The 23,490-nt window shown below is 50.6% G+C and carries 24 protein-coding genes; 13 read left to right on the top strand and 11 right to left on the bottom strand.

Annotation, left to right across the window (positions count from 1 at the left end; translation table 11 throughout):
- Positions 1-7 precede the first annotated feature (7 nt).
- Positions 8-775, top strand: a complete 768-nt coding sequence (locus IE055_RS17790; protein WP_229794079.1) for a lytic transglycosylase domain-containing protein — start codon at positions 8-10, stop codon at positions 773-775.
- A gap of 2 nt (positions 776-777) precedes the next feature.
- On the opposite strand, the gene IE055_RS02190 is transcribed toward IE055_RS17790, so the two are convergent.
- A complete protein-coding gene (locus IE055_RS02190; protein ID WP_189398365.1) occupies positions 778-1,665 on the bottom strand; it encodes a YihY family inner membrane protein in 888 nt (295 codons plus the stop codon).
- 25 nt (positions 1,666-1,690) lie between these two features.
- On the opposite strand from IE055_RS02190, the gene arsC reads away from it, so the two are divergent.
- Both arsC and wrbA read left to right on the top strand, forming a co-directional pair.
- Positions 1,691-2,041: an arsenate reductase (glutaredoxin) gene (gene arsC, locus IE055_RS02185; RefSeq protein WP_189398364.1), complete on the top strand. Its 351-nt coding sequence runs from the start codon at positions 1,691-1,693 to the stop codon at positions 2,039-2,041.
- The gene (wrbA, locus tag IE055_RS02180; protein WP_189398363.1) at positions 2,038-2,628 is read left to right on the top strand and encodes an NAD(P)H:quinone oxidoreductase; all 591 of its coding nucleotides are present in this window, start codon (positions 2,038-2,040) and stop codon (positions 2,626-2,628) included. Before arsC ends, wrbA begins: the two co-directional genes overlap by 4 nt.
- Here wrbA and hda read toward each other — a convergent pair.
- Together hda and IE055_RS02170 are read right to left on the bottom strand one after the other, a co-directional pair.
- Positions 2,625-3,350 (bottom strand): DnaA regulatory inactivator Hda, encoded by a 726-nt coding sequence (gene hda / locus IE055_RS02175; protein WP_189398362.1) that lies wholly within the window; start codon positions 3,348-3,350, stop codon positions 2,625-2,627. The genes wrbA and hda overlap by 4 nt on opposite strands.
- Entirely contained in the window at positions 3,350-3,904 is a 555-nt protein-coding gene (locus tag IE055_RS02170; RefSeq protein ID WP_189398361.1) for a CDP-alcohol phosphatidyltransferase family protein, read from the bottom strand. The genes hda and IE055_RS02170 overlap by 1 nt, the downstream gene beginning before the upstream one ends.
- A gap of 154 nt (positions 3,905-4,058) precedes the next feature.
- Between IE055_RS02170 and purM the strand changes: the two genes are divergently transcribed.
- The 3 genes from purM to IE055_RS02155 all read left to right on the top strand — a co-directional run bounded on the left by purM (position 4,059) and on the right by IE055_RS02155 (position 6,538).
- Entirely contained in the window at positions 4,059-5,102 is a 1,044-nt protein-coding gene (gene purM / locus IE055_RS02165) for a phosphoribosylformylglycinamidine cyclo-ligase (RefSeq protein WP_189398360.1), read from the top strand.
- A 6-nt stretch (positions 5,103-5,108) separates the two neighbouring features.
- Positions 5,109-5,768 carry a phosphoribosylglycinamide formyltransferase gene (gene purN / locus IE055_RS02160; protein ID WP_189398359.1) on the top strand — a complete coding sequence of 220 codons (660 nt, stop codon included), beginning with the start codon at positions 5,109-5,111 and terminating at the stop codon, positions 5,766-5,768.
- Between the two features lie 155 nt (positions 5,769-5,923).
- Positions 5,924-6,538, top strand: coding sequence for a DUF3108 domain-containing protein (locus IE055_RS02155; RefSeq protein WP_189398358.1), 615 nt, complete (start codon positions 5,924-5,926; stop codon positions 6,536-6,538).
- A gap of 118 nt (positions 6,539-6,656) precedes the next feature.
- Here IE055_RS02155 and clpA read toward each other — a convergent pair whose 3' ends face one another.
- Both clpA and clpS read right to left on the bottom strand, forming a co-directional pair.
- Positions 6,657-8,939 carry an ATP-dependent Clp protease ATP-binding subunit ClpA gene (gene clpA / locus IE055_RS02150; protein ID WP_189398357.1) on the bottom strand — a complete coding sequence of 761 codons (2,283 nt, stop codon included), beginning with the start codon at positions 8,937-8,939 and terminating at the stop codon, positions 6,657-6,659.
- 51 nt (positions 8,940-8,990) lie between these two features.
- On the bottom strand, positions 8,991-9,329 hold the full coding sequence (clpS, locus tag IE055_RS02145) for an ATP-dependent Clp protease adapter ClpS (protein ID WP_189398356.1): 339 nt from the start codon (positions 9,327-9,329) through the stop codon (positions 8,991-8,993).
- Between the two features lie 286 nt (positions 9,330-9,615).
- On the opposite strand from clpS, the gene IE055_RS02140 reads away from it, so the two are divergent.
- On the top strand, positions 9,616-9,825 hold the full coding sequence (locus IE055_RS02140) for a cold-shock protein (protein ID WP_189398355.1): 210 nt from the start codon (positions 9,616-9,618) through the stop codon (positions 9,823-9,825).
- A 168-nt stretch (positions 9,826-9,993) separates the two neighbouring features.
- On the opposite strand, the gene IE055_RS02135 is transcribed toward IE055_RS02140, so the two are convergent.
- Positions 9,994-12,231, bottom strand: a complete 2,238-nt coding sequence (locus IE055_RS02135) for an NADP-dependent isocitrate dehydrogenase (protein WP_189398354.1) — start codon at positions 12,229-12,231, stop codon at positions 9,994-9,996.
- Positions 12,232-12,562: 331 nt separating this feature from the next.
- On the opposite strand from IE055_RS02135, the gene IE055_RS02130 reads away from it, so the two are divergent.
- Both IE055_RS02130 and mnmA read left to right on the top strand, forming a co-directional pair.
- Positions 12,563-13,003: an NUDIX hydrolase gene (locus tag IE055_RS02130; RefSeq protein ID WP_229794078.1), complete on the top strand. Its 441-nt coding sequence runs from the start codon at positions 12,563-12,565 to the stop codon at positions 13,001-13,003.
- On the top strand, positions 13,000-14,094 hold the full coding sequence (mnmA, locus tag IE055_RS02125) for a tRNA 2-thiouridine(34) synthase MnmA (protein ID WP_189398352.1): 1,095 nt from the start codon (positions 13,000-13,002) through the stop codon (positions 14,092-14,094). The genes IE055_RS02130 and mnmA overlap by 4 nt, the downstream gene beginning before the upstream one ends.
- Positions 14,095-14,143: 49 nt before the next feature.
- Here mnmA and IE055_RS02120 read toward each other — a convergent pair whose 3' ends face one another.
- Positions 14,144-14,935 carry a DUF2726 domain-containing protein gene (locus tag IE055_RS02120; RefSeq protein WP_189398351.1) on the bottom strand — a complete coding sequence of 264 codons (792 nt, stop codon included), beginning with the start codon at positions 14,933-14,935 and terminating at the stop codon, positions 14,144-14,146.
- A 376-nt stretch (positions 14,936-15,311) separates the two neighbouring features.
- Positions 15,312-15,515, bottom strand: coding sequence for a dodecin family protein (locus IE055_RS02115; protein ID WP_189398350.1), 204 nt, complete (start codon positions 15,513-15,515; stop codon positions 15,312-15,314).
- Between the two features lie 147 nt (positions 15,516-15,662).
- Here IE055_RS02115 and IE055_RS02110 point away from each other — a divergent pair, with 147 nt between their 5' ends.
- Positions 15,663-16,259, top strand: coding sequence for a TetR/AcrR family transcriptional regulator (locus IE055_RS02110; protein ID WP_189398349.1), 597 nt, complete (start codon positions 15,663-15,665; stop codon positions 16,257-16,259).
- Between the two features lie 97 nt (positions 16,260-16,356).
- Complete coding sequence (locus IE055_RS02105; protein WP_189398348.1) at positions 16,357-16,641, top strand: hypothetical protein; 285 nt, start codon at positions 16,357-16,359, stop codon at positions 16,639-16,641.
- 430 nt (positions 16,642-17,071) lie between these two features.
- On the opposite strand, the gene IE055_RS02100 is transcribed toward IE055_RS02105, so the two are convergent.
- The 3 genes from IE055_RS02100 to IE055_RS02090 form a co-directional block, all read right to left on the bottom strand.
- Complete coding sequence (locus IE055_RS02100; RefSeq protein WP_189398347.1) at positions 17,072-17,632, bottom strand: DUF2799 domain-containing protein; 561 nt, start codon at positions 17,630-17,632, stop codon at positions 17,072-17,074.
- A gap of 3 nt (positions 17,633-17,635) precedes the next feature.
- On the bottom strand, positions 17,636-18,619 hold the full coding sequence (locus IE055_RS02095; protein WP_189398346.1) for an aminopeptidase: 984 nt from the start codon (positions 18,617-18,619) through the stop codon (positions 17,636-17,638).
- Positions 18,620-18,747: 128 nt separating this feature from the next.
- The gene (locus IE055_RS02090; RefSeq protein ID WP_189398345.1) at positions 18,748-20,610 is read right to left on the bottom strand and encodes a DEAD/DEAH box helicase; all 1,863 of its coding nucleotides are present in this window, start codon (positions 20,608-20,610) and stop codon (positions 18,748-18,750) included.
- A gap of 317 nt (positions 20,611-20,927) precedes the next feature.
- Here IE055_RS02090 and IE055_RS02085 point away from each other — a divergent pair, with 317 nt between their 5' ends.
- Complete coding sequence (locus tag IE055_RS02085; RefSeq protein ID WP_189398344.1) at positions 20,928-22,337, top strand: hypothetical protein; 1,410 nt, start codon at positions 20,928-20,930, stop codon at positions 22,335-22,337.
- Positions 22,338-22,372: 35 nt separating this feature from the next.
- On the top strand, positions 22,373-23,467 hold the full coding sequence (locus IE055_RS02080; RefSeq protein ID WP_189398343.1) for an SMP-30/gluconolactonase/LRE family protein: 1,095 nt from the start codon (positions 22,373-22,375) through the stop codon (positions 23,465-23,467).
- Positions 23,468-23,490: the final 23 nt, after the last annotated feature.

Genomic DNA, 23,490 nt, shown 5'->3' with positions numbered 1-23,490 from the left:
TAGCATCATGCTAGGGGTAGCAGTGCTTAGAATAAAAACAGAAAATATCGAGCTGATCCGCACAGCACTCAAGTATGCGTCGCGACTCGCATGGCGCTTGTTTGGGCTCATCGCGACAGTGGTCATCGTCAATTCTGGGCAGATCCCGCTCGCACAAGCTGACACTTTCCGTGTCGAACCCGCGCGCGTCGAAACAACGGACCCAGCGTTGATTCAAGCTTTGCAGCAAGCGACACAGGACGTGCATGAACAACGCACCGACCTGGATTCCTTGGTCTGGTTGTCCACCATGTCTGACAAGCTGGTACAGCGCATTCCGAACCCGTTTTACCGTATTCGTTTACTCAAAGCCGTTCACAGTGAGGCCCACGCAGCCGGCCTGGACCCGCAACTGGTTCTCGCCGTGATCGACATCGAGAGCAATTTTGACCGTTATGCCCTGTCGAATGCGGGCGCACAGGGGCTTATGCAGATAATGCCATTTTGGAAAGATGTATACGGTCGACCCGATGATGACCTATACAACCCATTGGTTAGTCTACGTTATGGCTGCGCAATTTTGCGACACTACATGAATAAACATACGAAGCTAGAAGATGCACTCGCTGCGTACAACGGGTCTTTGGGTCGCCAAAAATATCCGCGTAAGGTACTCGGTCGCCTGGCACGACAATGGGAGTTCAAGTCAGATCGGTATTCACGACGCCTACCGACGGCAGAAATGGCGGTTAACGACATTGGGACGGGGCTTCCGTCCGGCGCACCATTAAATTAGACTCAATTTTCAGACTCTTCGACTGGCGCACTCTCCGCTGAGTGAAATAAGTCACCAACCTCGATCTCAAGCAAGTGTCGCTCCTGCAACACGGCAACCAGTTCTGCGCCAATCAGCGTCACAACCCAAGATAAATACACCCAGACCAATAGAATGGGTAACGTCGACAGCGCGCCGTAGACCACATCGTAATCAGCATAGTTGGCAATATAGCGTGAGAATAGACCCTTGGTCACTTCAAACAACACGGCCGCCACCAAAGCACCGGTGAGCGCATGCACAGTACTGACACGCACGTTTGGCATAATCAAGTACAACATTAGGAACGCCAAGACCTGCAATACAAACGGCAGGATACTCAGCCCCATTGAATGCAATTCGCCCGAGTTTCCGATCGACATTGACAATAAATACGTCGACAAGGTTAAACTGCCCCCCATCAAAAAAGGGCCCAGCGACAGCATCGCCCAGTAGACGGTCAAGCGGGCAGCGAATGGGCGCCCTTTGTCGACCCGCCAGATATCGTTAAATGACTGTTCAATACTGGCAAGCAAAATTAACGCAGTGAGCAGAAAGAAGAACAGTCCAAACAAAGTGAGTTTGCCAGCCTGATCTGCAAACTCAGCAAAATACGACTTCAGCTCATTCCCCGCTGTTGGCAGCAGAAACTGATAAATAAAGTTCTCGAGATTAACGGCCATTTCTTCAAACCCTGAAAACAGCGAGAACAAAGAGAAGACAATTGCGGCCATCGGTGCCAGAGCCAACAAAGAGCTAAATGCCAGTGCCGCTGCATGCCGAAGCAATCGATCCGTGCCAAAGCGACGAATCACCGCGATGGGGACTTCCCAGAGTTGAATTAGCACTTTCTTTAACCAATAATCAGCCATGAATCAGCTATCCATCTAAATCCGTATGAAAATTGTTATCTATCATAACCCAAGATGTTCCAAGTCCCGACAAACACTGGAACTGCTCACCGAACGCGGGATTCAACCAGAGATTGTAAAGTACCTTGATACCCCGCCGTCGCACCAAGAGCTGGACAGCATCCTGCGTGGACTCGACATGGAACCGCGTCAGCTAATGCGCAGGAACGAAGCGGAATACAAGGAGCTGGGACTCAACAATGACACACTGACACGCAATCAATTAATTGACGCCATGATCACGCATCCAAAGTTAATCGAACGCCCAATCGTGGTTGCCGGTGACCGGATTGCACTTGGACGGCCACCGGAAGCAGTACTCGAAATTCTTCCATGAACATCCTGATTGTCTACGATACACGCCTCGGCTCAACCCAGAAGATGGCGCGCCTGATCGCGCGCGGGGTCGAGTCGGTGAACCACTGCCAGGCAGTACTACGAATGGTGCCACCGGTCGGCACCGACGATCAGCCCGCTCCCGTTCGAGAGTCAGGCGACCTCTGTGTGGCACCACAGGATTTGCTCGAATGCGACGCATTGATCATCGGGAGTCCGACCCGCTTTGGCAATATGACTGCCGCACTGAAGCATTTTTTAGACGGAACCTCAAGCCTCTGGGTGAATGGCACGCTGGCAGGCAAGCCAGCTGGCGTGTTCACCTCGTCCTCGTCGATGCACGGCGGTCAGGAAGCCACGTTGTTATCCATGATTATTCCACTCATGCATCATGGCATGCTCATCACTGGCATTCCGTTTACCGAATCCGCATTGTCGAACACTGAGTCTGGTGGCACACCTTATGGTGCCAGCCATGTTGCTGGACCGAGTAATTCGCGCCCAATTTCAGATGAAGAAAAAACACTCAGCCTCGCGCTGGGCAAACGCATCGCCACACTCGCGGTCAAGTTAGCCAATTCAGCTTAGTTTGGTTCGTCTTCTGCGCGCTTTAGCAGTTGTTGAATGAACGGAATTGTGACACGGCGCTGCTCCGCCAGTGAGGCGCGATCAATATCATCCAACACCCCAAAAATTGCCGTCGTATCTCGTGACATTCGGCTCAACAAGTATTTGAATACATCCGTTGTAACTGACAAACCTCTTTGCTCAGCACGCAGCGACAAAGCTGCCAGCATTTGCGTATCATTCAGCTCATGCAAGGGGTAGATAAGTCCGCTTGACAAACGGCTCACCAGATCACGCAACCCGAAGCCGCTTTTCTCGGGTGGCTGCGCCGCGGTGACCAATAACCGTCCACCAGCGTGTTTGATCCGTTCGAATAAGGCAAATAATGCCCGCTCTTTCACTGCGTCCCCGCTCCAAAGGTGCACATCGTCGAGACAAACAAGTTGTGCCGGATCCACCATCTCTAGCATTTCGGCGCTGACGTGCGGATTCGATAATGGCTGAAAACTGCCGGGCTGTTTACCACGTTCGGCCATACGCAGCGTGGCGAATAGCAAGTGACTCTTTCCGGCGCCTGGCGGACCATATAAATAGGTCACGCGCGCGCCCTCTACCCCGGTCATGGCTTGCAATGCCTTAACGAGCTCTGTGTTACTTCCAGTCCAGAAATTATCGAAACTAGCTTTATCCTGTGCAGCAATCGCCAGCGCAAGCTGACCCGATGCCGTCTCGGTAGACACCATTACAGATGAGACTCCTCAATACGGTTGGTCGCTTTAACCGACCAGATATAAACATACGCCAAACCACTCACCACGCTGGTAACGAGCACCAAATACCCAACCCAGTGGATCAATGTACTTAGTTGCAACTGCCAAGCAAGTGCGCATAACGCCAGACCAATGTAACTGATCTGAAAGAATGTGTTCAATTTGCTGATTTTCAAGGGCTGCATCTGAACTGCGCCAAAGAACAACACCATGATTAGGTAACCGCCGACTATCACCACATCACGAAACACCACAGCAACCATCAACCAGAACGGAATCAGCCCCATCACCGACAGCATGACATACGCGCTGACGAGCAAGGCTTTGTCCGCCACGGGGTCCAATATTGCACCGAGCTTGCTGCGAGCATTGAAACGCTTGGCGATATAACCATCCAAGCCATCGGTAATGCCTGCAATCACAAATACGGCCAGTGACCAGCCGAATTCTGATTCTTGTAACAACACCAACAACCACGGCACCAGGCCGATGCGAGCAAGCGTTAACAGGTTTGGAATATAGATCATTAGCGTAATACGATTCTGGCGCCTTTGCACAGACGAAGTATCAATTATCTCCGCGTTTTATTCGATACACAACCGTTAGTGAAACCGCTACAATAGCGCCCCTATGATGGGAGGCATCGCCTCCAGGCTGCAACCGTAACCGGAGAACGAAATCGTGTCTCAATCTGATAAACCCGATTCTTTAAGTTATCGCGATGCTGGTGTCGACATTGACGCCGGAGATGCGTTTATTGATGTTATCAAACCCGTTGCCAAGCGCACACAACGCGAAGGCAGCTTAAGCGGGCTCGGCGGCTTCGGCGCGCTGTTTCAGATTCCAAAAGGTTACGAGGAACCCATTTTGGTGTCCGGCACCGATGGCGTTGGCACTAAGTTGAAATTGGCGTTCGATCTTAACAAGCATGACACCATCGGCATTGATCTGGTTGCCATGTGTGTCAACGACGTACTGGTGCAGGGCGCGGAACCACTGTTCTTCTTAGACTATTTTGCGACCGGCAAGCTAACGCCAGAAATCGCTGCGCAAGTCGTCACGGGCATCGGCGAAGGCTGTGTACAGGCGAATGCTGCCTTGATTGGTGGCGAAACGGCAGAGATGCCCGGCATGTACCAAGCGGGCGAATACGATCTGGCTGGTTTTTGCGTCGGCGCGGTCGAGAAATCGGAAATTATTGATGGCTCGAAAGTGGCCAGTGGCGACGTACTAATTGGTCTGGCTTCATCGGGAGCACACTCCAACGGGTATTCGCTGATACGTAAAGTAATTGATACCTACCAAGTACCGCTTGACACGCAACTGGACGGCAAAGCGCTCAGCGAGCTAGTTCTGGCTCCAACACGCATCTACGTTCGCCCAGTGTTATCGCTGATGAAATCCATCCCGGTTAATGCACTGGCACACATCACTGGCGGCGGCATCCCTGGCAACCTGAATCGGGTTTTGCCGCAAGACTGCCACGCGGTCGTACAGGAATCTGCTTGGGAATGGCCTGCACTGTTTCGCTGGCTACAGGAAACAGCCAATATAGAACAACAGGAGATGTACCGCACCTTTAACTGTGGTGTAGGCATGATCTTGGTGGTGAAACCCGAGCACGCAGACGAAGCAATTGCACACCTTAACGCAGCCGGAGAAATCGCCTTCTTGCTCGGCGATATCCGCGCTGGCGCCAAAGATCCGCAGATTCAAATCGTCTAAACACCCATGATAAATACTCCTGCGCGCTGTAAAGCGGTTGTATTAATTTCTGGCGGCGGCAGCAATCTGCAAGCGTTTATTGATCAGATTGAGGCAGGCCAGCTGCCTCTGGATATTGCACTGGTTATCAGCAATAAGCCTGAGGCTTTTGGTCTTGAGCGCGCCACACGTGCCGGGATCGACACGCTAGTGGTCAACCACAAAGCTTACCCCTCACGCGATGATTTTGATCGGGCGCTGCAGCGAGCGATTGACGCGGCAACCCCGGACTTGGTTATTCTGGCCGGATTTATGCGGATTCTGACCGCAGATTTTGTTAACCATTTTCGTCACCGCCTGATTAACATTCACCCGTCGCTACTGCCTAAGTACCCTGGCACCAATACGCACCAACGGGCGCTCGATGCCGGGGACACCTGGCATGGTGCGTCCATTCACTTTGTGGTACCCGAGGTCGATGCCGGCCCGATCATTCTGCAAGGCCGGCTCAAAATTCGCTCGGACGACAATGCCGACCAGCTGCAACAGCGCATCCATAAAATAGAACACCAACTCTACCCGCTGGCGGCGCGGTGGTTCGCCGAGCAACGACTTTCACAACACAATGGCAAAGTATTACTGGATGGTGAAACCTCTGACCAGCAGTTGCAAACCTTTGACCTCTGAGTTAGCGTAGAGCGCGTTAATAACCAATCCGCGCATCATCTATTTTGCCAAAATTAGTCACCTTTTGCGTCGCGGTGCTGGCCGCGTTTTTCGTCATGCCGCAACCTGCTCATTCTAGTCCGCTTGAAGACACGTCCATCAGCTACACAATCAAGATGAACAGCTCTCGGTTCGGCAACGCCACGCTGGGGCAGGTTGAAACGAGCCTGACGCAATCCGATAATGGGTATGTCATTGAGTCGGTTACCAAGGCGCAAGGCATGGCCGCTATTATTATCGGCAGCAATCGGCAAGAAGCCTGTGAATTCGAAATAGCAAACGGGCAAGCAGTAACCAAAACCTACCGTGGTGGACGGGTTGGAAAAACTGACTATCAGGTCGACTACGACTGGCATGATCGTAAGGTGAACTTTGATTCTGGTGATTCGCTCGACATGCCAGACGGCTTACTGTTTGATAACTGCATGTTCTGGTTTGCGGCGGCATTACTGAAAGGTGAAGGCTTTGCTGACCAAAGCACCTATGTCGTCGATGGCCGTTCTAAACGCATACGCGGATACAAACTTCGCAGCAAGGAAACGGAAACAATTGAGACCGCAGTGGGCAAGAAAGACGTGGTGAAAGTCGTGCTTGAACGTGAATTGCGCCCCGGACGAACCGTTACTTTCTGGCTTTCTCCAGACGATCAGTTTCTGCCATTACGGATACAGGAGTCACGCAAATCACGCACCATCACTTTCGACGTCGAACAGCTCGAGCGCGACGCATAGCATAACTAGTTTGATGGCGGCTGGCTTCGGGCACACACGGACTAAGCCACCCAGCCGTTGAAAGCGCCAAGCCCCGCCACCGTCACAAGATGCGCCGCTGCGGGGCTAAATCGTAATATTAGTGTAATGCCAGGGGTTTCTGGTCGCGGCTCGGTGTCGCTCCACTGAGATCAAACTCCAATCCATCGTCGCCCACGCTAATCTTAACCTGACCACCGTGTTGCAATTCACCAAATAGCAATTCGTCAGCCAGTGCGCGTTTCACTTCCTCCTGAATTAGACGCCCCAAAGGCCGTGCTCCCATCGTTGGGTCATAACCATGCTCGGCCATCCAATTACGAGCCGGCTCGTCCACCTGTAACTGTACATTTTTCTCGAGTAACAAGCGCTCCACCTCAAGCAATTCTTTATCCACGATCTTATGAATAACCTCTTTACTCAAACCGGAAAAACGCACTACCGCGTCCAGTCGATTGCGAAACTCTGGAGTAAATAACTTATTTATTGCCGCCACATCATCTATCGCATTGTCCTGCTTGGTAAAGCCTACCGAATTGCGAGCTACTTCGACCGCGCCAGCATTGGTGGTCATCACGATGATCACATTGCGAAAGTCTGCCTTGCGGCCATTGTTATCCGTCAATGTTCCATGATCCATAACTTGCAATAACAAGTTAAATACGTCTGGGTGGGCTTTTTCGATTTCATCTAACAGCAAAACGGCGTGCGGATGCTTATTGATTTCATCCGTTAGCAGCCCGCCTTGATCAAAGCCAACGTACCCTGGCGGTGCGCCCAGCAGACGCGACACCGTATGCCGCTCCATATACTCAGACATATCAAAGCGAATCAATTCAACGCCCAACGTCATTGCGAGCTGGCGTGTGACCTCGGTCTTACCTACCCCAGTCGGGCCAGAAAACAAAAACGAACCAATTGGCTTTTCAGGCTTACCCAGACCTGAGCGTGACATTTTAATCGCCGACGCTAAGGTGCTAATCGCCTGATCCTGACCAAACACAACCAGCTTGAGATCACGCTCAAGATTTTTGAGTGCATCGACGTCTGAGGCCGACACATTTTTTGGTGGGATGCGTGCTATGAACGACACCACTTCTTCTATTTGTTCGGTGTCGATAACGGGGATCTCACCTTCTTTACGTTCAAACAAACGCGTACGCGCTCCCGCTTCATCAATCACGTCGATGGCTTTGTCGGGTAAAAACCGTTCATTAATATAACGTTCGGCCAATTCGGCAGCCAACGTCAAGGCTTCAGCGGTATACGTTACCTCATGGTGTTCCTCAAACCGGGTTTTTAATCCGCGCAGAATCTGCACTGTTTCCTGCACCGTGGGCTGCTCAACATCGATCTTTTGAAAGCGCCGTGAAAGCGCACGATCTTTCTCAAAGATGCCACGGTACTCTTGGTACGTGGTGGAACCAATGCATTTTAGCTCACCACTGGAAAGCGCCGGCTTTAGCAGGTTGGATGCGTCCATGGCACCACCTGACGCCGCACCGGCACCAATAATGGTGTGAATCTCATCGATAAACAAGATCGCATGGTGTTCATTCGCCAGCGCTTTAAGCACCGCCTTCAATCGCTTCTCAAAGTCCCCACGATACTTAGTTCCGGCTAACAAGGCACCGAGGTCGAGTGAATACACCACCGCATCAGCCAACACCTCAGGGACCTCTTCTTCAACAATTTTTTTCGCCAGCCCTTCAGCAATCGCGGTCTTACCCACACCAGCTTCCCCCACGTACAATGGGTTATTCTTGCGTCGACGAGATAGAATCTGAATAGTCCGCTCGACCTCCTTCTCTCGCCCAATCAAGGGGTCGATTAGGCCATCCGCTGCACGCGCATTCAAATTTACCGTGTAGGCATCTAGCGGGCCTTCTTTCTGCTCCGCTGCCTGCTCCGTTTGATCTTCCGGATACGGTAAACCTTCCGGATTGGTATCCTGCTTGCTTATGCCATGTGAAATATACGACACCGCATCAAAACGTGTCACATTTTGCTTGTCGAGGTAATAGGCGGCGTACGAATCTTGCTCTGAAAACATCGCGACCAGTACATTTTCACCTTCCACCTGCGACTTACCTGAACTTTGAACGTGCACGATTGCTCGCTGCAGCACACGCTGAAAGCCGATACTCGGTTGCGTTTTCACATCGTGTTCTTCGTCCACCTGGGTCAGATGATCAACCAGATGCAGTTTGAGATCCGACCGCAACTGATCAATGTTGGCATCACAAGCCTGCAATACGGCTAAGGCTGACGTGTTTTCCAATAACGCCAGCAACAGGTGCTCTGTGGTAACAAATTCATGCCGAGCTTCATGCGCCATCTGCACTGCAAGATTGAGCGATTTTTCAAGGTCTTTCGATATCATGTATTACTCCGGTTACCACTAAAATTGGGGACAACTGCCAGTCCGCACTGTTTATTCGCCGTCCGGCTCGGAATCCGGCTCCATCGTGCACTGTAATGGATGCTGGTTTTGCTGCGAATACTGCAACACCTGCTCCACTTTTGTTTCTGCGATCTCTCGTGTATAGATACCACATACGCCAGCGCCTCGTTGATGCACATGCATCATAATCTGAGCTGCTTTCTCTTCCGAGTGATGAAAAATGGACTGCAGCACCTCGATAACAAACTCCATGGTGGTGTAGTCGTCATTAAGTAACAGCACTCGATAAAGCGGTGGTCGCTTTAGCTTCGGCTTGGCCGTCTCGAGCGCAAGCTCATCGTTATTTATTGGTTCTGGTAAGTCACTCATAATGGATTATCGGGGGTTGGCACAAGCGCCACGTCGAGAGTCTTCTCTAATTTTGCGCTCTCGAATTGATTTTTCAAGCGCTTTTTGTAAGACATTGATCTATTTAATGCAGATAAATGATAGGCCAAGCTTGACCTTTATTAAACGACGATGTTTACTTGCTGCGTCAAATTATTACAAAAAGTTTGATGTGCGTTGTGAAGTTAAGTAAGACTATTGACTCGCTGTACTTCGCAAAAATACCTGAAGCTAATATCAGGGTTTATTACCAAAGTGAGGAAAAAAGATGGCAACTAGAGGAACCGTAAAATGGTTTAACTCTTCGAAAGGGTTTGGCTTTATTGAACCAAGTGAAGGCGGCAACGATGTGTTCGCACATTACTCGGAAATTGAAATGGACGGGTATAAAACGCTGAACGAAGGCCAAGAAGTAGAATATGAACTAGAAGACGGAGACAAAGGCCCTAAAGCTGCTCGAATCCGCGCCGCTTCATAAACTACTACTTCAATAACGTTGAAAAGCACGCACTGCTTTCAAATGTGCGTGCTTTTTTTATACTTGAATCGCTTAGAATGTGTACCGTCCGCTAAGGTCGCCATGCAATCTGACGCACTGGTGTAAGCTGCACGACAGATCACACCAGTAACATCATGCTAAAACCGCTTACGCAGTGAAGCCGGCTAGAATTGAATTCAAGGTCTCACTAGGCCGCATCGCCGCATTGGCTTTCTCTTCCGACGGGTAATAATAACCATCAATATCGACTTCATGACCTTGTGCGGCATTCAGCTCTTCGACAATCTTAGCTTCGTTATCAGCAAGCTGTTTAGCCAAATCAGCAAATTTCGTTTTCAGATCTGCGTCATCATTCTGCGCGGCAAGTGCTTCCGCCCAGTACAGCGCCAAATAGTAATGACTACCACGGTTATCCAACTCGTTGACTTTGCGCGAAGGTGATTTACCTTCAGTCAACAACTTGCTCGTCGCCGCGTCCAAGGTTTTTGCCAACACGTCTGCTTTGGCATTATCCGTCGCATCAGCCAAGTGCTCAAACGAGGCTGCCGTGGCTAGAAACTCACCCAGTGAATCCCAGCGCAAGTGCCCTTCTTTAACAAACTGCTGTACGTGTTTTGGTGCTGAGCCACCAGCGCCAGTTTCGAACAAACCACCACCGTTCATCAATGGCACGATGGATAACATCTTGGCACTGGTGCCCACTTCGAGAATCGGGAACAAGTCCGTCAAATAATCACGCAATACATTGCCGGTCACAGAAATCACATCTCTACCTTCGTTAATCACTTCCAGTGAGTAACGCGTCGCTTCGGCCGGCGACATAATCAGAATAGTGAGGCCTTCTGTGTCGTGGTCTTTTAGGTACTCATTAACCTTGATAATAAGTTGCGCTTCATGCGGACGATTCTTGTCTAACCAGAATACGGCTGGAGAACCGGTTTTGCGTGCACGTGTCACGGCCAGTTTAACCCAGTCTTGAATCGGGGCATCTTTAACCTGACACATACGCCAGATATCGCCCTCTTCCACTGCGTGTTCAAACAGTATCATGCCGTCGGCTTCATCAATGACACGCATGTAACCGCCATACTGCATTTCGTAGGTTTTGTCGTGTGAACCGTATTCTTCGGCTTTCTGCGCCATCAAGCCCACGTTTGACACGCTACCAATCTTAGTCGGGTCTAGGGCACCGTGCTCTTTACAGTAGTCAATGACTTCCTGATAGATATACGCATAGGTGCTCTCTGGAATCACTGCTTTGGCGTCTTGTAACTCGCCGTCCATATTCCACATTTTGCCGGAATTGCGAATCATCGCAGGCATGGACGCGTCCACGATCACGTCGCTTGGCACATGCAGATTCGAAATACCTTTATCGGAATCCACCATCGCGATTGCGGGGCGATCCTTATAGCAAGCCATGATGTCCGCTTCGATTTTCTCGCGCAGATCGCCTGAAATCTGCTTGATGATATTGTACAGATTACCCAAACCGTTGTTTGGCTGCACGTTCAACTCTTCGAACAGTGTTGCGTATTTCTCATACACATCTTTGTAGAACACGGTAACCGCATGACCAAAAACAATCGGATGTGAGACCTTCATCATGGTCGCTTTGACGTGCAAGCTAAAAAGAACCCCTTTGTTTTTAGCGTCCTCAATCTGCTCCTCGTAGAACTTACGCAAGGCTTTCTTGCTCATAAACATGGCATCGATTACTTCGCCCTTTAACAGCTCTATACCATCTTGTTTGACTGTCTTATTACCGTACTTGTCGGTGAACTCAATTTTGACCGAACAGGCTTTGCGCAAGGTCATTGAACGTTCGCTGGAGCGAAAATCACCACCGTTCATGGTCGACACGTGCGACTTTGAACTCGGCAACCACTCGCCCATAGAATGCGGATTTTGACGTGCATAATTTTTCACCGCAGCAGGCGCACGACGATCTGAGTTACCTTCGCGAATAACCGGGTTTACGTTACTGCCTTTTACTCGTTCGTAGATCGCACGAATCTCGATCTCTTCTTCAGTTTGCGGATCATCTGGCAAATCAGGAATCGCAAAGCCTTTCGCTTGCAATTCAGCGACGGCCGCACGAATTTGTGGAATCGACGCTGAAATGTTTGGCGTCTTGATTACATTCGCACTTGGCTGGAGAACCAATTCACCCAACTCGGCAAGCGCGTCGGGTACGCGCTGTTCAGGCTTCAAGTAGTGGCTGAAGTTGGCGAGAATACGACCCGCTAAAGAAATATCTTTGGTGTCGATATCGACGTCACAGGCAGAGGCAAAGGTCTGAAATATAGGCAGCAACGAGCGGGTAGCTAAGGCTGGCGCTTCATCAGTCAGCGTGTAAAAAATCTTGGATTCTGCGTTACTCATTATCGTTTCTTCTCGCTTAAAGTCATGATAGAAGGTTGTGGAGGAAAAGCGGTCGTAGGCTCTGCGGCTAAGTCACCGTCCATGCAGAGGCTCTGCGGTCGCCCAATGGGCAATCATAGTGACTGCCCTGCACCTAAGTCTGACTGGTAAGCTCTGACCGACAAGTCAAACCGGCGTTGCAAAAAAGTGGCGCAAGGATATCACAAAATCCAACACTCGGCATTGTAAAACCTATGCTTAACCCTCACACTATAGTCGTAAAAAACGGTTTTATTATGTACTTTCACTGCCTCGCCAATTCGCAACTACCATTCCTTCAAGCTCAATGACCATGTGGACGCCAGATGTCACCGTTGCCGCTGTGTGCGAGCACCAAGGCCGCTTCCTGCTAGTCGAAGAACGCGCCAAGTCCAGTGGTGAGATTGTATTCAACCAGCCTGCAGGGCACCTGGAACCTGGCGAATCGCTGATCGACGCAGTGATTCGAGAAACACTAGAAGAAACCTGCCGTCACTTCACGCCCCGTGCTCTGGTCGGCCTGTATCGCCTAGAAGCAGCGAACGGTAAAACTTATATTCGTTACACCTTTACCGGCACCGTGAGTGAGATTGATCCTGCGTACGAATTGGATCCCGACATCCTTCGCACGCACTGGATGTCGGTCGACGAATTGCGCCACCACACGCAGCTCCGCAGTCAGCTGGTGCTTGGGTGCGTCAACGATTATTTGGCAGGTCACCACTACCCGCTGGACATACTGAGAGAGCTATGAACACCGAAGTAAAACCCGCACACGAAACCCATGTGGTCGTCGGCATGTCCGGCGGCGTCGACTCCTCCGTTACTGCCTACCTGCTACAACAACAGGGTTACCAGGTAACTGGTATGTTCATGAAAAACTGGGAGGAAGACGACACGCCGGAGTATTGTGCCGCGGCCGAGGATCTAAAAGACGCAGCCCAAGTCTGTGAGCGACTTGGGATCAAGTTACATGAGGTAAACTTCGCGCACGAATACTGGGAAAACGTGTTTGAGCATTTTCTACATGAATACCAGGCCGGACGCACACCCAATCCCGATATCCTTTGCAATAAAGAGATAAAGTTTAAGGAGTTCTTGCTGCAAGCGGAAGCGTTAGGCGCGGACTACATTGCCACCGGCCACTATGTTGCTAAAGGCCAAGACGGCGAACAAGCCTTACTGCTTCGTGGCGCCGATACCAATAAAGACCAGAGCTACTTCCTCTACACCTTACAACAGGCGCAGCTAACCAAGAGCTTGTTTCCTTTGGGCGAGATCACAAAACCTGAGGTTCGTGCTATTGCCGATGAACAGGGTTTCGTCACACACAATAAGAAAGACAGTACCGGAATTTGTTTCATTGGTGAACGGCGCTTTAAAGACTTTCTTAGCACCTACCTTAAACCTAATCCCGGCCGCATGGTTGGCGTTGACGGCAATACCGTAGGTCAACACGATGGGCTAATGTATTATACGCTGGGGCAACGACAGGGACTGAATATCGGCGGGCCGGGCGAGGCCTGGTATGTGGCCGCAAAAGATGTCGCGCAAAACGAGTTACTCGTGGTACAGGGACACGATCACCCAGCAATGCTAAGCACACGCGTGACCGCTAACACACTGGACTGGGTCAGCGGTGTACCGCTGACGCTTGGCCAAACGGTGACGGCCAAAACCCGATACCGACAACAGGATCAAGCTTGTGAAGTGACACATATTGATGGCGACGAAATCGAAGTACGTTTCCTGCAACCCCAGCGCGCAGTGACGCCAGGGCAAGCACTGGTGTTCTATGATGAGCGACGTTGCTTGGGTGGCGGTACAATCACAGCCTATGCATGAGACGTAACATGCGGTGTTCGCACCGGATTTTTGAACTCAAACGTGTAAACTAGCCGGCCCAATCACTAAACCCAGCCTTTTTAACCTTTTTCTGCTCCTGCTTCTGCATTTTAAGATATTTCGCATCGGTCATGGAAACTTGGTAATCGCAGTACGGATACTTCCGGCACATCAGAAACTTTTCGCCTATCCGCTTTCCTTTTACCGCGACTTTGGATACCAGGTCGTTGTGGCACTTGGGGCAGCTTCTCAGATCAGTGAACTGAGTTACCGAGGCGCTTTCCGAGGCAAGTTCGACTTTTTTAACTGAGCTGTTACTGTTGGACTGCGGCTTCTTCCGTGCAGACTTGCCGGTCACTAACCGTCGAATGTCCATGCTGCGGTAATCTTGACGGATATCAAAGTAAAATACACGCAAATTCGCCCGTTTACAGACTTCGCCAATCAACTTCTCACGTGCGGCACGCATCTTACGATCAGTGCCCTTTTCGAACGTCTCAAGCTCAACCACGCCAAAGACCGACATATCTTGCTTTTTACACAGCAAGTAATCGAATGTTTCATCTGTTAGGCGCAACTTGATCTGTTGTTCTTGAAACCAGCTGGCATCGGAGCCCGCCTGCAATACATCTGACACACGCATTTTGGCAAAAACATAGAACTCGTTGCCAAGCGACTTCATTAATCCTTCAAAAAAATTCCGTTCTGCAGCCGACATTAGGCTGCGCTTGCGTTGTAAATCGAATTTGGATGCTGGCGCCTTATTACTGGCCCACCAACATGCAGCGCCACCGGCTGACGCCAGCACGAGCGATCCTATAAGCGTACCTACCAGAGACATGTGTGTTCCTCCAGCACATGATTCTTAATCTGCGCGCACCCTGTCGATGAATCTCGACTGTAACTCCCCATCAACAAAGCCGCTAAACAAAGAACGTAAGTCGCTTGCCAGTGACTTCGAATACCCAAATCCGAGCACAGAGAGGTTTGTAACCTCAAAATTGTGATAATTTTTCAGCAAACTTAATTACTCACAACCCATCTGTGAGCTTTTTTCTACTGAACCAGAATTTGCCTCAACCGCTGAGACTAAGCCCGAAATATATCATGTAAACGCAGTGATGGCGCGGTTTGTTACAACAAATCTATTGGCTCTATCGCCGCGCAGCATGGGCGTCATCATAACTGCGCTTAACACGCCGGTAAAATACCAATGACTACTCTTCGAGCACGAAGGTAATCTTCAGTTTCACACGGTACTCCGTAATAACACCATCAGCAATCGCCACTTCTTGATCTTTAATCCAAGCTCCGGACACATTTTTCAAGGTTTTAGACGCTCTTGCGATACCGACCTTGACGGCGTCATCAAAACTCTTTTTCGAAGAGGCCGAAATTTCCGTAATACGCGCAACACTCATAATTCACTCCGGTGGTTCAGTCAAATTGCATGACGTTGAATTATACCTAAGATGACACGCCAATTCAGGAACAGTTGAATCACTAATCATTCAGCACGGAAACCGACCAGCTTTTATGACAAAGGCATTTGACTTTTACTATACAGAATGTATATTCTGCTTCCTATGGCACGCACGCGCGAATTCGAACCTGAAACTGTCCTAGACGCTGCACTCGATCTCTTCTGGAGAAAGGGTTACAAAGCCTGCTCTATGGCAGATGTTGTTCGACATTCCGGTGTCGCGCGCTACGGTTTGTACCAGGCGTTTAAAGACAAAGACCAGCTGTATTGCGCGGCACTTAAGCGTTATCAGCAAAAAATCCACGATCACTTTGTCAAACCTTTTAGCGGCCGACGCGCTAGCTACCAAAGCCTGGTTGAGCATTTTGATCGGGTACTAGACCAGCTTGAAAATGGCGAGCACCAAGGTTGTTTCGCTCATCAAGCCGCCATCGAACGAGGTGGTAAGCACCCTGATGTCGACAAAGTAATTCAGTGCATTTTTGATAACAGTCGGAAATCTTTTCAAACGGTAATTGAAAATGCTATTGAAGACGGTGAAATCCGACCTTTGCCGGTGGAAGAGCTGGTCATCTACGTGATGGGGATACAACGCGCGTTGATTGCTATGACAAAACAAAATTGCGCCTTGGACGAGCGTCAAAACTACGTCCGCTGCGCACTAGCATTGATGAAACCATAACCTAATTTTTTTAGATTTTTTCCAGAACACACATTCTGTTATAACCGGGGCGAATTTGACCCATAACTCGTTTTCATAACGATTTCAGAGGAAAACCATGAAATATTTGACCAAATTGACAGCAACTACCGCACTTTTAATGTCTCCAATGATGCTGGGCACCGCCAATGCGGCAGAAGTAGACAGCGCCGGACAAGCAATCGGCTTGTGTAAAGAAAAAGCGCAACTGGCTCACCCAGGATACAAGTTAAGCAAATCCACCAAAATCAAACAAACACGTGGCGTCTATAAAATCACCATGCGTGTGGTCACCGAAGATGAGCGCTTGAAAACAATCTGTGAAGTCACTAAAGACGGTGAAGTAACTTACTCAAAAGTATAAGTCAGTCACCACAAGTAAGTTCGTTGGTCTTACACCACTGCGGCCCACACTCCTGAGCGCAAAACCTGCCAACCGAGCACAAATAAAGTTCCTTTAAGGTCGACATGATCGACACTTTGGTAATTGTATCGATGCCCACCCTTCGTGGTGGTGCATCGATTTTTTTTACCTCGCGACTTACTTTAGCGACCAGACTGTCATGATTGAACGCGATACGTAATTGGGCCACGTCGTCTGGCCATCCACGCAGAACCACGAACGACCTAGCGTGATCAACCCCTCTACGCAGCTTGAGGCACACCCTAACCGGCACCCTTATGCCGGTCTGCGCCAAACCAGTTGCGTATTGACTTAGACCTAAAAAAGCACCTACGGCACTGAGACCGACAAAACAGCGCTGGTCAGCCAACCCAATCCGTGTGTGTTACCGCTATAGACGGTCGAGCGTGTGTCGTAACCACGCATTCAATTGGAATCTGCGTTCACTGATAGTGCGAAGTTCAGACTCCAGCTGCTCGGCTTGGTAACGTGCGCGTGCACGCTGCTTTTCAGACTTCAAATACAGCGCATCGTGTCTTGCATAGTCGAGGTCACGTTGCACTAGATCGTAAGCATAATCTAGCTCCCGAATCTGATCACTTAGCCCCTTGGCATATTCACGTAAAAAATCTTTTTCCAGATGCGTGGGACAAACATAAGCGTAATCACGCTCCGCAAGACCTTCCAGGTAACCGTTTTCGGGTTGGCAATAATCAGTTAACCCCTCCGCATGGCCTGCAAAGTACGCTGCGTCGTCACTCGACACACCGTGTTTTGCACACGCACGCTGATGAGTTTCCAGTCGATCTACCCGGTATCCGCGTTGACCATCTAGCGAACCAATTTCAAACCAATCTCCTTTTAAGCACTCCCGCTCACTGAGACTCGCACAGCCAGCCAGCGCAATGAGCAACACCATGACCAAACCAGTCTTACCTAAACTTTTTTTCACTCGTCAACCCTCATCGTGGCGGTCGCATTGTGTCGGGACAACAACGTCGTGGCCCTCAAATGCTACCTGCTCTAAGCGCTGATAAAACCGCGCCAAATCACCAGCACACTTAATCAACAGTTGTGACAACATGGGAATTTTCGCACGGTAGGTGGAAAACCCAGCAAGGCGTGCGTTATTCACCGGCTGCCGAAACCAATTGTCAAACCATGGCTTACCATTCCATTGCTCGTCACGCATACGCGCATATTCTTGCTGCATCTGAGTCAAAGCCAGCTGCTTTTGTCGACGTTTGGTCTCGGCACTCACATTGAGCGCATACACTGACTGCAAGGTAGCTTTGGTCGATTGCACGAGCTCGCCGAATTGTTCAACCGCCTGAATTCGGGCGTTGTAGTCAGGCAGTGCATGCGGCCGATATTGTCGTAACCAGCGACGCGTCCCTTCTTCGCCAACCAATGATGCGAATGCTTCGTTGAACTCACTGTCGCCGTTCACATACAGCCGTTGATGCGCCATCTCATGCAGCAAGGTTTCGATAAACGCGACATCACCGTAGCGCAGCATTGAAGGCAGAATTGGGTCAGCAAACCAACCGAGTGTGGAGTAAGCCGAGGCACCAGACACTGAGGTTTCAAACCCATCCTGTGCTAAACCGTTCGCATAAGCATGTGCGCTAGACTGTTTAAAATATCCGCGATATGCGGCGCAGCCAATCACCAAATAGCACCAATATTTGGGCTCAATGGAAAACTCTTCAGCAGCAACCACATTCCAAACTGGGTATTCGCGGTTCAAGGCTACATAATGACGATAACTGCGGTTGTTCGGTAACCCGAGCTCATCCACCGCGAAGCGTCGTACCTGCTTACTCAAAATTAGCTGCGAACGCAGCGGCTCAGTCGCCGTATCAATCGCTTCCTCAACGGGTTGCCGGGCTAGCATAATGCGCGTGTGTCCGACCACGCTTTGGGAATAGTAGCTCACGGTAGAACAACCGCCTAATGCCGTACCCAGCACTAAGAGCAAACACAGCGAATAAATTAAGGAGCGACGCATTCCGCCAGCATAAACCAGAACCAAGGCGCGATAAAACCCCTGATAATGATGAGCGATTAGCGCTTGCGCTCACTCCGTTTTCGTTTCGCATAGTCTGAGGTAGCCTTACGTTTTTTACTGTTATCGTGCTTACCCTTTTTTGACTCGTATCGTTTTTTACCCGGCGCGGATTTCGTTGACCTTGGTCGACTCACGTGTTCGTCGGAGGCCACAACATCCTCAGGCGAGTAGTAACCGATTTCCATTGGACGACCGGCTACGCGTGCGCGCTTCAGAATCGCCATAATTTCCTTTGGCATATCGGCTGGCAGGTCGACCGTGGAGTAGTCGTCACGAATTTCGATTTCACCAATGTATTTGCTTTCCAGCTCGGCTTCATTTGCGATCGCACCAACAATATTGCCAGGTTTCACCTGATTGCGCCGGCCGACTTCAATACGAAACCGTCGCATTTCAACATCCGGGAAATCAGTCAGCGGTGTTGCCTGTGCAGCTGGCACTGGCTTAGCACTGGCTCGATTCGAGCGGACGTTATCGAAATCGGCGTCACGTTGTTTCGCCGGGCCATGCGCACGTTCGGCTTTGAGTTCTTTTTCGTCCAACAGTAGAGCCGTGTCACCCTGTGCCATAAAGGCCGCCGCCGCGGCAATTTGCTCGGCACTCAACTCTTCGTCGTGTTGCAGTTCGGCAATAATCTGCGAGAACAGATCTAAGTTCTCGCTGGCCACCGCAGCAACAATACTCTGTTTAAAGCGATCAACGCGAGAACGATTGATATCCGCCACGCTGGGTAAGTCCATCGCTGTAATCGGCTGATTGGTCGCACGCTCGATGGCATACAGCATGCGTTTTTCGCGCGGTGCCACAAACAAGATTGCCTGCCCAGATCGACCGGCACGCCCAGTCCGACCGATGCGGTGAATATAACTTTCGGTATCGTGCGGCACATCGTAGTTGATCACGTGACTGATCCGCTCAACATCCAAACCGCGCGCCACCACATCCGTGGCTATTAAAATATCCAATTTACCGCCACGCAGCCGATCAATAATTTTCTCGCGGTTGGCTTGCGGGATATCACCGTTCAATGCGTCACTGCGAAAGCCACGTGCAGACAGCTTATCTGCTAATTCCACCGTCGCGGTTTTAGTGCGCACGAAGACAATCACGCCATCTGTCTCCTCGATCTCGAGAATACGTGTAATCGCATCCAGCTTGTGCGTTCCACGAACGATCCAATAACGCTGTTGAATATTTGCTGCCGTCGCTGTCTTACTGGCAATTTTGATGTGAACCGGATCCGCCAAATGCGAGTCAGCAACTTTTTTAACCTCACGCGGCATGGTGGCAGAAAACAGGGCAATCTGGCGCCCGGGTGGTGATTGTTCAAGCACCCATTTAACGTCATCAATAAACCCCATGCGCAGCATTTCGTCGGCCTCATCCAACACCAGTGCTTTAAGATTGTCCAACGACAGCGTATTGCGCCGCATGTGGTCCATCACTCGACCAGGGGTGCCAACCACCACTTGTGCGCCACGCGACAACTGCTTGAGTTGAATGGTGTATGACTGACCACCGTAAATTGGCAATACACTCACGCCTCGCAAATGCTTGGCATATTGCTGGCAGGCTTCCGCCACCTGAATAGCAAGCTCTCGGGTTGGCGCCAGAATTAACAGCTGGGTATCTCGACGCGTTGGGTCGATCTGACTCAGCATCGGCAAGGCAAACGCGGCGGTCTTACCGGTTCCGGTTTGCGCTTGGCCAAGCAAGTCTCGACCGCTCAGCAAAGCTGGAATACTTTCTGCCTGAATTGGCGATGGTTGTTCATACCCCAACTCCAGAACGGATTGGAGGATCGACTCAGGTAGACCCAAGTCAGAAAATTTGATCTCAGTTGGCTCACTATGCGCCATATTATGCTCCTGGACACGCACTCAATTGCGTGACGCTGATTACGGGCATTGTTGGCTCAGCATGCGACACATTACGCAATCACACGTTACACAGTTCAGACCAATCTAACCCTTTGTTTACTGTCGTCGGCCCACTCTCTCTGCCGCTCGGCGGCGGAGTATACAGGCCCATTGTGGCAGACTCCATCGCAGAATGACGATAGTTCAGTTATTTGCAAGTCGCCCTTTTATTGCCTCTCGCCGACGCAAACCGTGGTGTTGCATGTAGGGCTGCTTTATAATCATCACCAGATGCGACCCTACACACCAAAATTCCCGTGCAAGTAGCTGAGTACGTCGTTCAATGGTTGACTGACAATGAATCTGCCCTCTCGGCTGTGGCGGCCATCTTGGTGATCGCGGGCATTTCTTATGGGGCGCTGCGTTACATCCTGACGCCTATCCTTCAGCGTGGAGCGAAAGACAGAGCCAAACTCGAGCAAGACAACGAGACTGACAAGGTCGTGGCCTTGAACAATAAAAACTTTTCCATTGCGGTGCTTTTATTCAACGCGCTATCGAGCAATGAAGAAGACGAATACATCGCTGCCGGCATTACCTCTGAAGTCATCGCGCACGTCACCATGGTGCCAGACATCCGAGTCAGCTCACGTCTGTCTTCGTATCAAATGAGCAAAGGCAAGGCGGATATTCAACGCGTTGCCGAACAGCTCAACACACGCTTTGTGCTCACAGGCAGTCTGCGCCACAAAGATGATCGGATTCGCGTCATCGCGCAGCTTTCAGACATGCACGTCAATGCTGAGATCTGGGCACAAACCTACGATCGTAAAATACAGGACTTGTTCGAGGTCCAACAGGATATCGCGAAATGCATCGTTGGCGCGGTGCTCGGCGAAGTAAAGCTGGCCGAGACCATCTTCGCTGGGGCATTGCCAGTACAGAAACTGGACGCTTGGGGCTTGGTGCAAAAAGCTTATCACTTCTGGCTGACTAACTTTACACCAGAAGGCATTCTTAAAGCGGACGGCTATTTGCGCCAAGCCATCAAAATAGACCCGGAGTATGCCAGTGCGCGTGCTGCGCTCGCCATGCTACTCGCACAACAAATGACAACTCGCATCTGCAAGGACTATGACGCGTGTGTCAACGAAGCCAGTGAGCTTATCGAGATGGCTTATCAGCAGGCACCCAATGACATCGACGTGTTGGAGAACGCTGGCGTCGTTTGGCAAAACATTGGCGAAAGTCGCCGCGCAGAGTTGGCCTTACGTCGGGTGGTGCAGATGGCACCACTCAATTTGATCGCACGTGGCTATCTAGCATTACTACTCGCCTTTACGGGTTCAGATGCGGATGTCGCCGAGGCTGAACAAATCATTCTAGAGAACTTTGCCACCGCACCCAAGCACCCATCGGCGCCCTATTGGAACTTTTTCATGGCCGTAGTTCAACAACGCTATGGCAACCAAGAAGAAGTTATTGCACTGACCAAGAAGAGTCTGATCCAGCAACCTGGCTGGGTCCACAACTACTTTTTGATGGCTAATGCCTATTGCGAGCTCGGTGACGAAAGCTCGGCAATCGTCGCCATAGACAACGCCGCCACCATCAACCCCTTGTTGACGGCACAATTATATGCCGAAAATGTCTACAAAATTGTTGGTGGCTCTGAGAACGCTGCCGCATTTATTGAGGGCTTAAAGGAGTACAAACTCATCAGCTAATCAGTCTCTCGCCAACTCAACCTATGGAGCACATTATGGCAGCACTCGACCTCTCGACTTTGGAAATCATGGCCTCAAACCTAGGCTACCCGGAAGGCCCAGTGCACTGCAGAGACGGCAGTATTTTGCTGGTGGAGATCAAGAATGAGCAATTATCACTGATCCCTGCTGATGGGGGCCCAAAAGAGGTGGTCGCAACGATCCAAGGCGGGCCCAATGGCGCTGCTATCGGCCCGGATAACCGAATTTATGTCTGCAATGATGGTGGTTTTGACTGGTTATCAATTCCGCTACCAAGTGGCCAAACATTGGATATTGCTGGCAATCAACCAGCAGATTATCTTGGCGGCAGCTTGCAAGCATACAACCCAGCCAACGGCGAACTCCAAACACTCTATACAAGCAGTCAGCAACGGCAGAATCCGCCCGGCACCAAGATAGAAGACTGGTCGCCTGCTTACCCTTTATGCGGACCAGACGATTTGGTCGTCGATGACGCGGGCGGCATTTGGTTTACCGATTACGGCAAAATCCGCGAACGCGACCGCGACATCACTGGGCTTTATTACGCCGCAGCCGATGGCAGTGCCATCACCCAGGCTGTGTATCCATTGAATAACCCCAATGGCGTCGCGTTATCACCCGACGGTAAACGCTTATACGTGGCACTCACCTTCGAACGCAAGATCGTTTATTATGAACTCGCCAGCCCCGGTGTAATCATCCCCAACAGCGTCACCGGTCCCGATCAAGGAACGTTGGACGGCTCACATTTACTCACGGCGAATTTCGAGGGACAGGCCGTGCTTGATTCGATGGCGGTCGACCGCGAAGGGAACGTGTATGTGGCGACTATGCTGCCGAATGGCAACAACCCGATGAGCAACGGCGGGATATCCATTGTGTCCCCACAGGGCGAAGTCCGTTATTGTCCGATCGCTTTGCCAAATAGTGACTTTGCCCCACTGCCTTCAAATATATGCTTTGGCGGGCCAGACATGAAAACTGCTTACATTACCTGCGGCGCATCCGGCTACCTACTCAAAGTACGCTCTGAGGTCGCGGGGCTGGCGCTGAACTATAACGGCAGTGCCTTTGACCGCAACACCTTGAACTTAAAGTCTAGCTAACCCTGCAAACCGAGGAGAATCGC

The organism is Arenicella chitinivorans (assembly GCF_014651515.1).
GTDB classification, from domain to species: domain Bacteria; phylum Pseudomonadota; class Gammaproteobacteria; order Arenicellales; family Arenicellaceae; genus Arenicella; species Arenicella chitinivorans.
Note: the sequence above shows the minus strand (reverse complement) of the source record. Positions and strands in the feature narration are given on the sequence as shown.

Coding starts and splice junctions, on each gene's coding strand:
- IE055_RS17790 (WP_229794079.1), top strand. CDS start 8: ATGCTAGGGGTAGCAGTGCTTAGAATAAAAACAGAAAATATCGAGCTG.
- IE055_RS02190 (WP_189398365.1), bottom strand. CDS start 1,665: ATGGCTGATTATTGGTTAAAGAAAGTGCTAATTCAACTCTGGGAAGTC.
- arsC (WP_189398364.1), top strand. CDS start 1,691: ATGAAAATTGTTATCTATCATAACCCAAGATGTTCCAAGTCCCGACAA.
- wrbA (WP_189398363.1), top strand. CDS start 2,038: ATGAACATCCTGATTGTCTACGATACACGCCTCGGCTCAACCCAGAAG.
- hda (WP_189398362.1), bottom strand. CDS start 3,350: ATGGTGTCTACCGAGACGGCATCGGGTCAGCTTGCGCTGGCGATTGCT.
- IE055_RS02170 (WP_189398361.1), bottom strand. CDS start 3,904: ATGATCTATATTCCAAACCTGTTAACGCTTGCTCGCATCGGCCTGGTG.
- purN (WP_189398359.1), top strand. CDS start 5,109: ATGATAAATACTCCTGCGCGCTGTAAAGCGGTTGTATTAATTTCTGGC.
- IE055_RS02155 (WP_189398358.1), top strand. CDS start 5,924: ATGAACAGCTCTCGGTTCGGCAACGCCACGCTGGGGCAGGTTGAAACG.
- clpA (WP_189398357.1), bottom strand. CDS start 8,939: ATGATATCGAAAGACCTTGAAAAATCGCTCAATCTTGCAGTGCAGATG.
- clpS (WP_189398356.1), bottom strand. CDS start 9,329: ATGAGTGACTTACCAGAACCAATAAATAACGATGAGCTTGCGCTCGAG.
- IE055_RS02140 (WP_189398355.1), top strand. CDS start 9,616: ATGGCAACTAGAGGAACCGTAAAATGGTTTAACTCTTCGAAAGGGTTT.
- IE055_RS02135 (WP_189398354.1), bottom strand. CDS start 12,231: ATGAGTAACGCAGAATCCAAGATTTTTTACACGCTGACTGATGAAGCG.
- IE055_RS02130 (WP_229794078.1), top strand. CDS start 12,563: ATGTGGACGCCAGATGTCACCGTTGCCGCTGTGTGCGAGCACCAAGGC.
- mnmA (WP_189398352.1), top strand. CDS start 13,000: ATGAACACCGAAGTAAAACCCGCACACGAAACCCATGTGGTCGTCGGC.
- IE055_RS02120 (WP_189398351.1), bottom strand. CDS start 14,935: ATGTCTCTGGTAGGTACGCTTATAGGATCGCTCGTGCTGGCGTCAGCC.
- IE055_RS02115 (WP_189398350.1), bottom strand. CDS start 15,515: ATGAGTGTTGCGCGTATTACGGAAATTTCGGCCTCTTCGAAAAAGAGT.
- IE055_RS02110 (WP_189398349.1), top strand. CDS start 15,663: ATGTATATTCTGCTTCCTATGGCACGCACGCGCGAATTCGAACCTGAA.
- IE055_RS02105 (WP_189398348.1), top strand. CDS start 16,357: ATGAAATATTTGACCAAATTGACAGCAACTACCGCACTTTTAATGTCT.
- IE055_RS02090 (WP_189398345.1), bottom strand. CDS start 20,610: ATGGCGCATAGTGAGCCAACTGAGATCAAATTTTCTGACTTGGGTCTA.
- IE055_RS02080 (WP_189398343.1), top strand. CDS start 22,373: ATGGCAGCACTCGACCTCTCGACTTTGGAAATCATGGCCTCAAACCTA.